Below are 13,730 nucleotides of genomic sequence, written 5' to 3'. Positions count from 1 at the left end.
TGACCCGATGGTCAATGGCTGGTTGTAGTGAGTTGTTTCCTTGAGATCTGACAAGTGAGTACCATTTACCCTTTTTTCTTTCATTTTTAATTTCTTGGTGCTGAAATGTAATCCGTGTCTTAGAAGAATAAAAATAAAACATAGATTTGTTTTTCTTTGAGAATAAAGTAGGTATATGTTATTTGTTTTCTAATGGAGCTTGATTGGTGCTGGTGAAAGGGTGGCTCTAGTAGAAGCCAAATAAAGCTAAAATTATATAGCTAATATTTAGGAGGGTATTTTTCAGGTGTTCTATTATTGGCCTTGAGATGGAAAGCTATGATCATGGTTTTACAAACCTCCACTGCGCTGAGTTTATTGGTTTAGTCGTTAAGTTTTCACAGGCGTAATATAGGCTTTAAGGGCTGTTTACTAATCACCAGAGGCTTGCCAATCTGAGTGGTGTAGTCCTTTTAGAGAGGTACGGCCCTCAATTTCGGCAGCGGAGGCTAACTGAACAAAGAGGGCATGGTGTTAGGCAAGAAAACCAAAGCTATCAAACGGGTTGGAGCCTATCGCTAACACATTCGCTCCAATAGCCGGTGCAGTTGGTTCCGCTGGTGTAAAGAGGCCTGGGACCACTTGGCTTCGCGAGGAAGCCAGGGGCTCTATTAGAGCCCCTCTCAAGTGATTTAATCCTGAAACAGTGACAACCACTGCTCCGAATCCAAGGCAGCACTTTTTCCATCTTTACTGTAAATCGCATCTGCCAGTGCCTGCTTGTGCGCCTGCATATCGATGATTTTTTCCTCGACGGTATTTTCGCAGATTAACTTATACACAAACACCGGTTTGTCCTGGCCGATGCGGTATGCGCGGTCGGTTGCCTGGTTTTCTACCGCCGGATTCCACCAGGGGTCGTAGTGAATGACGGTATCAGCGGCGGTGAGGTTTAGGCCGACGCCACCGGCTTTCAGGCTGATCAGAAATACGGGAACTTCACCATTTTGGAAAGCGTCGATCGCTTCCTGGCGCTTGCGCGTGCGCCCGGTCAGTTTGACATAGGGGATTGCGTGCTCATCCAAGGCGCTGGAAATTTTGCCGAGCATCTCGGTAAATTGGGAGAATACCAGTATCTTGCGGCCTTCCTCCACCATCTCTGGGAGCATATCCATCAGTGCTTCCAGTTTGGCCGACTGCTTAACTTTCTTCGCTTTCTCCAGTTTAACCAGCCCGGGATCACAGCAGATTTGCCGTAATTTCAGTAGGGCATCCAAGATTTCGATATGAGAGCGATTGAGTCCCTTCTTTTTCATCAGGTCCCGAACCCGTTTCTCCATCACCGAACGCACGGTTTCATACAGTGCCGCTTGGGAAGAGTCGAGGCTAACCCGCTGAATGATTTCTGTCTTTGGCGGCAGTTCGGTGGCAACTTCCTGTTTAGTGCGGCGCAAAATAAATGGAGTGATTCTCTGGTTTAAAATTTGCTGTTTATTTTCATTGGCCTGTTTTTCAATGGGGGTTCGGTAAAGGCCGTTAAATCTTTTTTGGCTGTGTAAAAAGCCGGGCATCAGGTAGTCAAACAGTGCCCACAGTTCGCCCAGGTGGTTTTCCAGTGGTGTTCCGGTCAGGCATACCTTGTGGGTGGCGCTGAAGGTGCGCAGTAATTGTGCCGCTTTGGATTTGGGGTTTTTAATTACCTGGGCTTCATCGAGAACCAATAGGTGAAAGTTGTAGTCTTGTAATAGCTCACTGTCCCGTACAATCAGTGGGTAGGTGGTTATCACCAGATCTGACTGGGGAATAAGTGGGAAATTCTCATGCCGGTCAGGGCCGTGGAGTAACAGTGATTTTAATGTTGGAGCAAAGCGCTGGGCTTCGCTTAGCCAGTTGCCGACTAAACTGGTGGGCACCACCACCAGGGCGGGGTCGGTTAAGCGCCGGCTCTCCTTCTCTTTAAGAATATGTGCGAGCCCCTGTAGGGTTTTACCGAGGCCCATATCATCGGCGAGAATACCATTCATATTGAGTTTGCGCAGGTGTTGCAGCCACTCAAAGCCCGCCTGCTGATAGGGGCGTAACTGTGCCCTAAGTGCCCTGGGGGGTTTGACGCTTTGTGGTCCCTTTTGCAGGCTTTTCGCCAGCGCTTTTAGGTCTTTATTGCTCTGCCAGGCGGAATCGGCATTCGGTATTTCTGGTACCGCAAACTTGGGCACTTTGAGGTTTTGGGATTCACTGTCGTACCACTCTTCTAAAACCGCACACAGGTTGTGGAATAGTTCTGTGGGTAGACGGATATATTGACCCTCGTCCAGAGGCAGCAGTATTTCTTCGTCGTCGCCAGCGCTGTAGCCCAGCTCCAAATATTGCAACAGTAGCGGGAGCAGGGGAATGGCTTGGCCCTCGATATCAACTGTGGCGCTGAGGGAAAACCAGTCGTTGTCGGCGGGTTCAGTTTGCCAGTCCCAGTCGTCAATTTCGTGGACCGTTAAAGAGAAGTTATCGTCGATCTCAATAAGCCAGCCCGCGTCCTCAAGCTGCGGGATACCCTTGGTTAAAAATGTGTTCCAGCGTTCTATAACACTTTGGCCTGCGCCCTCGTCAGAGAAGTATAGGGTTGGTTCCCCGGCGCCATCGGCCGCCAGGCTCCAGCGCCAATGTAATAACGCATGCAGCTCTTTGGCTTCATCCTCAAGATCCCGCTCGACTTGATATAGTTTGCCCCCCTGCGTGTAGATATTGTTTTCTGCGTAATTCTCGGCCAAAAGCTCTGCGGCACTGATCACGAGTGGGCCATATTGGATATGGAAACTGGCAGTGTATAGGTTGCTATGCTCTTCCGGTACGGGAGTGGATTTAAGGACTAGGCAGGGCTGCAATGGATCGTCAATTATGGTGATCGGAAGTGACTTGGGTGCGGGCAGGTTACTACTAGCATATTGATGGTTGAGGAAAGTTAATGCATCGGCCATTTTATCTTTTGATATGGCTGGCATAGCGCTAAGCTCATTGAGAGCCTCACCATCAACAGGCGTGGTAATCGGGCCGATGCTGTTTGTTTGTGGGGAATAATAGAAAGGTGGATTGGTGGGGATTAAATTCCAACTTTCAGGGAGCTCGGGCGCTTCTAGAGTTAATTTTGAATTGTCTCGGGTCTCATCCCAACTGAGATCTAGGGCGACGGCTTCGCCCCACTGAATAGGGCTTAGCGTGTGGATATTGCTAAAAAAACGCTGGCTGTGCAGCAGGTTGTTCAACAGGAGAGCACCTTCCTCTCCGGAAATAGTTTTTTTGAAGCTGGATTGTGACAGCAGCTGCTGAAGACCAAAGATTTTTTGGTCGATTTTGGAGGTGGCGAGGCCGCTATTGATATGGAAATACTCGCGCTGGGGTTTGCCATAACCGCCATTTTTAAGGCGTCGAGCGGAATATACGCTCACCTTGACGCGCGCCGGGGTATATTCGTCATCCCAATCCAGGGTGTATAGCAGATCCCGGGCTGAGGGGCCGCTGAGAAAAACTTCTTGCGGCCGCTCCACGATGCCTCTTTGCCATTGTTCCCAGCTATCACTTTTCGATGAATTTTGTTGTTCACTAGCGGCCGCCATCAAGACCGCAGCTACATGTTTACAGTTATAACCTACCGGGCAGGAGCACTCGCCATCAATTTCCAATGTCCCCGAAATAGGATTTTCACTGATCTCTATATACTGTTCGTAGTGACTGGCATAGGAGCCTGTTACCCTGCCGCTAATAGTTTCACCATTAGGTGAAACGATAAATTCCTCAACATAGCCATTGCGGAAGTAATTTTTACCTCTGGTTAAACTATTGGTGGGAAGTTGGCTGGATAGGCTGCTAAAACTTATTGGGATGTTCATTTTTTGTTCTATACGATTACTGCTGGCTGGCGATTGAGGCTCGTCGAATACGGCTGGTGCTAATGGTACCCGTTTTTTTAGCTATTTGAGCGGCTAATTTCAACAGAGGCTATCTATACTTATGGCATCGAGAAGCAGGCCGCCGACTATCTAGATAGTCGGCCTATTCCCTGTTAAAAAGCGTTGATACTGAAAGGCTGCACCCAGCATACATAGTCCCACCAGCATACAAACAACTATTTTTTGTATCAGGGAGAAGTCCTGCATATCCCAAAGCACAATCTTTAATGTCGCTACGCCATAGAGAATCAGCGACAGCTTCAGCAGCTGTTGCGTGTCGGGCTTTAAGCTCTGGAATAGCAGTAGGGTTGCATGGGCCACCAGGGCGAAAGATACCGCTGGCAACCACATCGTATCGAGTAGTTGTGCCAGTAGAGCGATATAAATAATCGCAGCGGCAATATGTACCAGCCACAAACTAGTCATCCGCTTGCCGGGCCAAACGGCTTTGCTGGCTAGGGATTTGTAATACACCAGTAGTATCGCAATTCCCAGGGAGAACAGGTTATAGGCCCCAACCCACTGGGCGGTGTGAGATTGGTTAATAACAGCAATGATTTGACCGAAAGTGATCAATCCAAATAGGCACAGTGTCAGTAGATAGATCGGCGTGAGCTGATTGCGCAGTGGTGCCAGCCTGGGCATAAAGAAAAATAAACTGGCAAAGTAGCACTGGGTTAGCAGCAAGGACAGGGCAAAATCACGGCTCAGGGCGTAACCGATAATCAGTAATACCGCTGCGTAATAATAGAAGGCCAGCGGAAATAGCGGTTTCAGGGCCCGGTGGATTGCCTGCTGCCAGTCTCTACCGCTGGGGTGTCGTTTCAGGCCCTGACCGAGGGATAAAAACCCGATAAAACTGCCGATACCCAGCAGCAGTCCCCCCATCGCCATACCTTGCCAGTCGCCGAATTCCCGCAGGAGGCAACCGCCGATAGCGACAAGACTGGCACTGGCAAGCAGAATACGCAGCTCGAGCTTCAGATGTGCCATTCTGAGCTGGGTGTAGAGAAATAGGGCAATAGCGCTTGAGAGCCACAGGGCCATAGTGAAGTAGTCACTGGCTTTATACAGTATGGTGGGCAGGGCAATGACTGGCAGCAAGGCATAGAACAGTTTGCGTAGTTTCAGAGCCAGCTCCCGCCCAGGAGAGCGTATATCCAGGTGGTGGTACAGCTCTGCGATCAGCCAAAGCCCCAGGAATGCTTCGATACTGGCGATTTTACCGTAGGGTATTTGATCGTAGAAATGCAGGTTGCCCACCACCGCTGCACTGGCCAGTAGGGGAATAAATAACAGCAGGTAATGCCAGAGCCCGAACCACTCGCTCAGTCTCGAATTGATGCGCTGGCCGCGCCAGATCAGGAATACCATTGGCAGTGGTGCCAGCAGCCACATGCCTTCCGGCCAGATAATACCTACCGACAGCAAAAAGCTAGCCGATAACAGCAGGGCAAAAGCGTGGTCTGAAACCCGGGTGAAATAGTGCTCTCGGGGCGTGAGCTTTTCAGCGCTATAGCGCAGCAACCGGGTGAGGGCAAAGGCGGCAGCGCAGAGGGTAAGCCAGTTTATCCAGCCGGCGTCGGGCTCTAGGGATAGGAGCACTGGGGCGGGCACCAGGCTTTCCGCCACCCAGGCCAGGGCCTGAAAAAATAAGGTTATCCCCGCAAGTGCAAGAGCGATATAGCCCTCAGAGCGCACGCTGATAAAACCGAAGTGCGCGCCGAGATAAACCAGCATAAGCCCCTCAAGGCACCATACGCCGCCGAGGAACTCCGGGCTGCAAAGGGCCAGAAAAGCCAGGCCCGCCAATAGGCCGCTATGGAGTAATGCCATTGCGAGAACGCTGCGGGCAGAATCACCATTGCTGCGGTAGCCAAATAGCTGGGATGTATAGATTGCGAGTACTGCCCAGGGGATAAGATTGAGCAGCCACAGGATGCCCAGTGCATTGGCACTGGGTGCCAGGGACCAGCTGATATGAATAAATAGCACCAGGTTTGCTACCAGCATCCCGAGGCGCCTCTTATCCAATTCCCTGTCACTCAATCCGGCTAAAATGTAGTGAGTAAATCCATAGAAGAAACCATGCAGTATCAGCAGCAGGCTCCAGGGAGAGGCGGCTTCATCGAGTCTGGCAATTGAAAACTCAAGCATCCCCGCGCTGAGTGCCATGGTAACCAGGGCCAACTGCCGCCAGCGGATCAGCTTGGACAAGTGCAGCATGGCGAATGCGAGTACCAATAGGTAGCTGAGATAGATAACTGCGGATGGATCAAAATGGTTGGCGACCAGTGGCATGCAGGCCCCGCCCAGCAGGGTCACCATCGACACAACCCGGGTTTCAAAGAGCAGGGCGAGTAAATAGGATAGCCCTGTAGTGACAACCAGCAGCCCTACACCGATAGGGATGGGGACCAACTGATAGTAAGGCCCGGCAAAATAGCCACACAGGTAGAGCAAAATCACCCCCAGTGCGATCAGCCCGGAGCCATAATCTGCCATATGCGGCATACGCCGTCTGAAGACCACACCACCGACAGTAGTTGCCGCAGCTACCAAAAAGCCCAGGATAACTTTGCCGGTGGGGCCCAGGTAAGTATTGAACGAGAACTGTAGTAGGTAGGTGAAACCAAACACTAGCGCCAGGATACCGGCAGCGGTCATAAAAAAGACCGGGGCCTTACCCTGGCTGTGGTAATGGCGGTAGAAGCTTATCAGGGAGTCCCATACCCGGCTAACCGGTTGCAGAAGCGGGTCTAACAGACTTGGCAGTGCCTGTTCAATCCACGCCCCCAGGCGCAGTGCAGCTGGGGTTCTCTGTGGGCGGGGTGGCGTTATTGTCGGGGGCGCCGTCTGCTCTGTAGCCTGGGAACCGACTAGCTGGGTCAGCTCATCTTCAGGCTCCTCCGCGACAGGAACTGGGGCTGCGGATTGACCGGTTGTGTCCTGCTGTATCTGTGCCTCTAGTGCCGATAAGCGTTGTTCGAATATTTCTAGGCGGCGGCGGTTGTCCCGCTCCAGCAGGGCCAGCTCCATACGAAGTGATTGCAGTTCACTTTCCATAACTTGCTCGAAGTATTTTTTTCTTGAGGCTACCTTGAGCGATCTCTTGGGGCAAGTGCTACCCGGTCAGAAGAAGAGAATTCACGGCATCTGATATAGGCCGTGAATACACCTAGGCAAGCTCGTAAACGGCATTCACACCTTATACGATAGTTCTTTCTCTTTTCTTTTTAGTGTTTCTAGTGATATGCTGGGCTATTTTATCAATTTTATACTGATATTAATGCCTGTAAAATAAATTCTGACAGCTTTTATCTCTGTACTTGCTCTCAGTATGCTTTGCTATTTATAAATTGGTGGTCAAGTATGGCTGGGGGGAAGTTGGCTGCTTACTTTCTTCTCTACTTAATAGCTTTATTTGTTACTACAGGGTAGAAGGAAAAAATACACAGCGTGCGGTGAATACATCTTCGTACTCATTTAATAGATACCGTATCCCGCTGCCAGGCGCAGGATATCCTTTCTTTTTTTCTAATTTTATTTAATCAAGAGCGAGTAGGTAATTAGTTTTCTGAAAAAGGTAACTGGCAGTAACCTTTTTTCTATGGAATTAATAAGCCCCGGTTTTGTGGCTGGGATATATCAGTGCTGATTTCCGCAAATGAGAAATAGAGTAAAAGCAAAGTCAGTAATTACTTATCTTGTGTGTGATTTTTAATTCGTGATTCAGAAATAATAATTAGCCTGTTTTACGGCAACGCCGGTGGCGGTTACTTTTGAATAGCAAAATCGCCCCAGGTGCAGAGATATTACGAAATTATTGAGAAACTCCCTGGGTAAAAGGCTTTTGGATGGCGGCAGCGAAAAAGCGTGTTGTACTGAGGCTCAGTGCCGGTCAGGCGCAGCGTGCACAGAGGGGGCTTGTTGCAGCCGTAATAGATATCCGCGCACAGTTGGCCGTATATTATTTTTAAGTTTGACCTATGGGTCCGCTCAGGTGCTGATTAAGCCTGCTCAATTGCAGGGTTGTGGGGGGAGGCTTTCCGGTACAAGACATCGCCGCGCTGTACTCGCTGCCCGCGCTCTGTTGGCGCCCAAATTTTAACCTGCTGCTTTCTGCTTTTGGAACCAAATGCCTATTTTGAGTCGCGAATCACTTGCACAGCGCTACCCCCGCATTATCTGCGGTAATCCCCGGGAAAACTCCTCACTAATGCGAAATTGACGGTCATATAGCGGTATCGATTACTCCGATGGTTGTTACCTTAGCCCCTATAAATGGCTGCTAAATAGTGAAGAACGTGACAAATTTTACCCCCAGGTTCAGCTTGCAAAGTGAGGCTTTGAATGGCGAGGACGCAAATGTTTGGGCTGTGAGTGATCGCGCGCATGAACTCGCGGATAAAGGGGAGGATGTGATCTTCCTCTGCGTGGGTGATCCCAACTTTGACACCCCCGAACCGATCCTCGACTTTGCCCGCGCCCGCCTGGGGGTGGGACGCACTCATTACTCCCCCGCCGCAGGGGAACCGATGCTGCGCAGGGCCATCGCGGATATCGAGAGCAAGGTTTCCCCGCACCCCTGTAATCCAGACGATGTCGTTGTCTTCCCCGGTGGAACCAATGCTATCTATGCCGTGCTCGCCTGCCTGCTAAATCCCGGTGAAGAGATCGTGATTCCCGAGCCGATGTATATCGGCTATGTCCCCATCTGCGATGCGTTGCGGCTGTCGGTAAAGCGGGTGACCTGCCCGGCTGAGACGAACTTTGCTTTTGATGTCGAGGCCATTAAAGCCTCCATCAGTGAGCAGACCAAAGTCGTGATGATCAATACGCCGGTAAACCCCACCGGTGCTATGGCTACGCCGGAGCAGCTGCGCGAATTGGCGGCCTATTGCCGCGAACGCAATATCTGGCTGGTGTGCGATGAAGTCTACTCAATGATCACCTTTACCCGCCGCCACACCTCCCTGCGCACGGCGGCGGAATCCCTGGACAATATTGTGGTGGTCGATGGCCTATCCAAATCTCATGCTATGAGCGGTTGGCGCCTGGGCTGGGCCGTGGCCCGTGGCCCCCTGGTGGACCGTCTGATCGCTTTTGCTGGGGCGACTATCTTTGGTTGCCCGCAGTTTATTCAGGAGGCGGCGGCCTTTGCCCTGGAGTTTGATAGCTACTTTGTAAAACAGATGCGGGATGCCTACCAGCGGCGCCGTGATCTGATTGTCGAGAGAGTTGGGCAAATACCGGGCCTGAGCTGCTACAGCCCGGAAGCGGGGATGTTTGTTATGGTCGATGTCTCCAAAGTCTCCAGCTCCGGCCAAACTTTTGCCGAGGCCCTGTTGGATGCCGAGCGCGTCTCCGTACTGCCCGGCGCCCCATTCGGCAGTAGCTCCGTGAATCATGTCCGCCTGACCTTGGCTGCTAATGAAGCTGAGTTGTCGCGCGCCCTGGATCGCATAGAGCAGTTCGTCACCAGTGGTAACCGCCAGGCCGGTTAGGCCTTTGCTGGGACTCTGGTTGTCGCTCAATTTACTGTTGAGCTGACCACAAGTTTCCCGCGCCGGTGGCTGGAATGTTTATGCCACCGGCGAATACCGCTATCCTTGCCCCCTTTCAGATTCAAAAGAAAACAGCTCCGTGAAAATTGACCGGCATAATTTGCGTATTTTGCAGGCTCTGCAATCGAACGCGCGTACTAGTAACCTGAATTTGAGTGAAAAAATTGGATTATCGGAAAGTGCCTGCCTGGCCCGGGTCAAGCGCCTGACCAGCGAGCGCTATATCCGTGAGTTCTTCGCCGAAATCAACCTGGATAAAGTGCGACATGCAGAGTTTTACGTAAACGTCGCGCTAAAGCGGCAGGACGCCCGTACCAGCGAGAATTTCCGACGCATTATTAGCGATATCCCACAGATCGTTTCCTGCGTAAAGATGTCTGGTGAGTTCGATTATATGCTGCACTTTGTCTGCCCGGATGCGGCAGATTTTAATCGGGTCTCAGAGCAGTTGCTGGCCAATGAAGACGCGGCTATCTCCCGTATGACCTCACATCTGGTGATTGAAAAAACCAAGCCTTTTACCGGCTATCCCCTGGAACTCCTGTTTCAGGACTGATACAAAATTAACCGGTGCCCGCTAGCTCGGGTGCCGGTGAAAGCCTCCGCTTTCAGTCTATCCCCCCTCCGGCCCGCACGGCTGCCCCAATCTGTCACACTTCGGCAAACAATAGTGCCCGCGCTCTCGCTGAAAAACCCGGCTCAGGCCTATTTCGCGGTTGAACACGCCCCCTATGCAATCACTCGATTAGGAGCTGGGTAGCCGACAGGGTGGATTGGTTTGCCCCAGTGCCACTTGGGGCGGAGGCGAGCAAGATACAATATCGAGTGGCTTTACCGTGATATGACGCCTAAAAGCACAGTTCTTGGCTGGATGGGCCGGGGCTGCCGATTAATAGTATTTTCGCTAGAGAGATACGAATAAACCCATTATTTTGTACCAAGTTGGTGACTTGTTCCTGAGAGTGGCGGGCTGTGCCTCATATATACTGTGGCAATAGTCGAAAGTGGTGGCGGCCCGCTGGCAAGGGGCCGGGTAACAGCAATAAGAGGGGAATCGTTTGAAATACTTGGGAAGAGTCTACCTGACTCTCAACTTGTTGGTTTTTGCTTCTATTGGTCTCTGGGCCCTGTTTAAGCCGCAGAGCCTTGCAGATGAGGTGAACTTCTCCTTTGTCCGCCCCGATGCGCTGCCCGAGTTTATAGCGACCTATGGCGGATTTATGCTGGCTATAGCGGTAATGCTACTGGTGGCATTAGCTATGCGCCCTCATCGCAGGGTCGCCTACGCTGCGCTGTCTATCGCCTATATCGGTTTCGCTTTAGGGCGCCTCTACGGGATGTTAGTTCTCAGTGGTTTCGACCAGCGCAATTTGGCGCTGCTGGCGGTCGAAGTCGTCGCCATTCTCTGGGGGCTTTACTGTTACCGGGAATCCCGCTGGTTGCCCTTGCGGCACGGTCACTAGCGCGCTTGCTGGAATAATTGAGAGGAAGCCGGGAAAATCCCGGCGCCTCTTTAACTGGGCTAAGCGTGTATTTTTACCCCTTCTACTCCGTTATTTTCTAGTGTGCCCGCCTCTTCTCCCCCGTGTAACTCACCATCCACCGCTTGCCGGAAGACTTGCTTGTAGTCCTTGAATTCGGTGCCCATCCAGCGATCCCACCAAGTGAAGTAAAAGCCGTAATTGCCCTGGAAGCGCTGGTGGTGCAGATCGTGGTGTGTGGTGGTGGTCAATCGGTCCATGGGGCCGTCGACCCAGCTGCGGGGGTGGAATTCACGGCCGGTGTGCAGCATGGCATTGCGGAAGATGCTGATAAATAGGAATGTGAGCCAAACTGTGGGGTGCAGGGGGAGTATCAGTGCAACGATCGGGGAGAAAATCCCCATCAATACGGCCTCCCCGACAGAAAAACTATAGGCGGTCCAGGGCGTAGGGATACGGGACTGATGGTGCAGGCGGTGAAAATGCTTAAAGATTCTCGGGTGGTGCATGCCCCTGTGGGTCCAGTAAAAGTAGGTATCGTGAATCAGTATCAGTGCGGGCAGGCTGGCCAGATTCCACCAGAGGGGGTAGTCGCTCCACTGCCAATAAAAATGGGTCAAGCCCTGGTCGTGTAACAGGGTGGTAATCACCCCGATCAATGTGAAAATACACACGGTCAGTAGCGAGTAGCTCACCTCCCGGCGAATATCCTTCCACTCGGCGCGGCGCTTTTGAATGCGGCGCCGATTCATCCAGGTGCGAAATAGCCAGCCGGCCAAAATGCTCATTACCGATGCGGCCAGTACATAGCGAAATAAACTCATCTGGAAGTGTTTGGCTGCGTCCTGGGATATATCGACTAAGAAATCCATATGCTCACCATCATTATTCTTTTATTGAGGGGGAGACTCACCGGTATTCAAGCGGGCCCCGGTGAGCCGGGCACTTAGCGGCAGGGTCGCTTTCACCGCGTCTCCAGTCTGGGAGCCTTTCACTTTGGGGGCTTGCGGAAAGTGAAAAAATGCTGACGGATTTCTTCAGGAGGGCAGATTTTCTCGGCGGTACTCGGTGGGGGTCTGGTTGTGGCGGCGTTTAAACGCCGCGTTGAACGGGCTTAACGAGCGGTAGCCGATATCCAGGGCAATGGTGAGCACCGGCAAGTGGGCCTGCTCCGGGGCCGCCAGGCGCCGACTGGCTTCATCGATACGAAACTGATTCAGGTATTCGTTGAAATTGCGATAACCCAGGTGGCGATTAATGAGCACGCGCAATACATGTTCGCGAATATCCAGCTGTTCTGCGAGCTCCCGAATAGTGAGGCCGGTGTGGCGATAGCCACCGTTATGCATATGTTCCTGTAACTTTTGCAGCTGCGCTTGCTGTTGTTCATCCAGTTCCGGCACTGGGGGCGAGGGCTGCTCCTGCTCTTCAGGCTCGCTCGCTTTCGGGCGCGGCAGGGAGTCCCCCAGAGCGCTGGGGGATAGGGCCAGCAGCCACAGGCAGGCAATCAGTGATAACAGACTGGCAAGTAGTGCGTGCAATGTCGGTACGCCACTGGGCAGCGGGCGGTAGGCAAAAATGGACTCTGCGCCAATGACCACCAGCATATAGGCGCCGACGGCGATAAGTAGGATTGTGCGCAGATGGCGGCGCTCCGCAACCAGATCCAGGTGGAACTGCCTCTGTAAGGTCAGCAGGCCGAGACTGATCAGGCCGAGCTTGAGCAGCTGCGACAGGGTAAATAGGGGGGATTGCTGCTCTGGCGTCAGTGGCAGTGGTGCGTGGTGGGCCACTATGCCGATAACCAGTGTAATACCAATCGGAATCCAGCCCCACAGGGGGAAAGGCTCTTCTTCGCGGCACAGCAGGTGGGTAAACAACCAAAAGGTTGCGGGGATCAGGGTTATCGGCAGGTTGAGTAAAAGAGCGGTAAATCCACTCAATTGGGGCAGGGTGGGCCACAGTAGATAGCAGATGATCCCGATAAGTAGCGCCAGTAAGTAGCGCCCGGCAACAAGCTGGTAGTGGTGTATCGCCACTTTGGTTGCCGCCAGTAATAGAAGGGCACAGGCGCCGCCGGAGAAAAATAAGTAGCCGGCGGTCATTGCTTATCTCCAGCGCTCGGCCCAGGCATCCAGGACCTTGCTGCTATAGGTATGGCGGCCGTAGCTACCATTGTAATAGGCGAGGGCGTTGGCCAGGTTGCCTTTGGCTTTTTTGATGTAGTGCTTGAGGATGGTACAGCCGTATCTCAAGTTGGTGTCCATATCGATCAGGTTGTCGTCGGGCCGGCCGATTTCATTTTTCCAGAACGGCATTACCTGCATCATACCCAGGGCGCCGACACGGGAGATCGCATAGGGGTCAAAAGCGCTCTCAATTTGGATCACCGCCAGGACGATTTCCGGGCGCAGTCCCGCGCGGGTTGCCTCCCGGTGTACGGCTTTCAGTACATGCATGCGCCGCTTGGGGTCTTTGATATAGCGGGATAGAGGCTGGGATTTGGACATCAGCCACACCTCCGCATCGAAGCGGTCCACAAAGCTGTCGGCTTGGGTGATCGCATCCTGTAGGGCGAGGCGTAATTCCGGGTCTATCTCGTTGCCACTGCTTTGCGCCTGGGCAGTGCAGCAGGTCAGGCAGAGCAGCAAAAGGGCGGTGGCTTTTTTTATCATGGGGTGATTCTACGAAAAGCCCGGCAAAATGGGCAGGGTGTTTTTGTGACGCCGCCGGTAAAAAGCACTTTTGCTGTGGAAGGTGCC

Annotated in this window: 8 protein-coding genes; 3 read left to right on the top strand and 5 right to left on the bottom strand. The window is 52.3% G+C overall.

Features of this window, described 5'->3' with window-relative positions:
• Positions 1–671 precede the first annotated feature (671 nt).
• Together ACJJIF_RS11380 and ACJJIF_RS11375 are read right to left on the bottom strand one after the other, a co-directional pair.
• Positions 672–3,860, bottom strand: a complete 3,189-nt coding sequence (locus tag ACJJIF_RS11380; protein WP_444928465.1) for a DEAD/DEAH box helicase — start codon at positions 3,858–3,860, stop codon at positions 672–674.
• 150 nt (positions 3,861–4,010) lie between these two features.
• Positions 4,011–6,986, bottom strand: a complete 2,976-nt coding sequence (locus tag ACJJIF_RS11375; protein ID WP_444928464.1) for a DUF2339 domain-containing protein — start codon at positions 6,984–6,986, stop codon at positions 4,011–4,013.
• Between the two features lie 1,241 nt (positions 6,987–8,227).
• On the opposite strand from ACJJIF_RS11375, the gene ACJJIF_RS11370 reads away from it, so the two are divergent.
• The 3 genes from ACJJIF_RS11370 (at position 8,228) to ACJJIF_RS11360 (ending at position 10,950) form a co-directional block, all read left to right on the top strand.
• Complete coding sequence (locus ACJJIF_RS11370; protein WP_444928463.1) at positions 8,228–9,427, top strand: pyridoxal phosphate-dependent aminotransferase; 1,200 nt, start codon at positions 8,228–8,230, stop codon at positions 9,425–9,427.
• 139 nt (positions 9,428–9,566) lie between these two features.
• Complete coding sequence (locus ACJJIF_RS11365; RefSeq protein WP_444928462.1) at positions 9,567–10,043, top strand: Lrp/AsnC family transcriptional regulator; 477 nt, start codon at positions 9,567–9,569, stop codon at positions 10,041–10,043.
• A gap of 502 nt (positions 10,044–10,545) precedes the next feature.
• Complete coding sequence (locus tag ACJJIF_RS11360; RefSeq protein ID WP_444928461.1) at positions 10,546–10,950, top strand: DUF4345 family protein; 405 nt, start codon at positions 10,546–10,548, stop codon at positions 10,948–10,950.
• Positions 10,951–11,009: 59 nt separating this feature from the next.
• Here the strand turns inward: ACJJIF_RS11360 and ACJJIF_RS11355 are convergent, their stop codons facing one another.
• From ACJJIF_RS11355 to ACJJIF_RS11345, 3 genes are all read right to left on the bottom strand, one after another.
• Positions 11,010–11,840: a sterol desaturase family protein gene (locus ACJJIF_RS11355; protein ID WP_444928460.1), complete on the bottom strand. Its 831-nt coding sequence runs from the start codon at positions 11,838–11,840 to the stop codon at positions 11,010–11,012.
• Between the two features lie 165 nt (positions 11,841–12,005).
• A complete protein-coding gene (locus tag ACJJIF_RS11350; RefSeq protein WP_444928459.1) occupies positions 12,006–13,073 on the bottom strand; it encodes a helix-turn-helix transcriptional regulator in 1,068 nt (355 codons plus the stop codon).
• A 3-nt stretch (positions 13,074–13,076) separates the two neighbouring features.
• A complete protein-coding gene (locus ACJJIF_RS11345) occupies positions 13,077–13,643 on the bottom strand; it encodes a lytic transglycosylase domain-containing protein (protein WP_444928458.1) in 567 nt (188 codons plus the stop codon).
• Between the last annotated feature and the right edge of the window lie 87 nt (positions 13,644–13,730).

This window comes from Microbulbifer regidiadema (SeqCode) (assembly GCF_052467605.1).
Note: the sequence above shows the minus strand (reverse complement) of the source record. Positions and strands in the feature narration are given on the sequence as shown.

Coding starts and splice junctions, on each gene's coding strand:
- ACJJIF_RS11355 (WP_444928460.1), bottom strand. CDS start 11,840: ATGGATTTCTTAGTCGATATATCCCAGGACGCAGCCAAACACTTCCAG.
- ACJJIF_RS11375 (WP_444928464.1), bottom strand. CDS start 6,986: ATGGAAAGTGAACTGCAATCACTTCGTATGGAGCTGGCCCTGCTGGAG.
- ACJJIF_RS11380 (WP_444928465.1), bottom strand. CDS start 3,860: ATGAACATCCCAATAAGTTTTAGCAGCCTATCCAGCCAACTTCCCACC.
- ACJJIF_RS11350 (WP_444928459.1), bottom strand. CDS start 13,073: ATGACCGCCGGCTACTTATTTTTCTCCGGCGGCGCCTGTGCCCTTCTA.
- ACJJIF_RS11345 (WP_444928458.1), bottom strand. CDS start 13,643: ATGATAAAAAAAGCCACCGCCCTTTTGCTGCTCTGCCTGACCTGCTGC.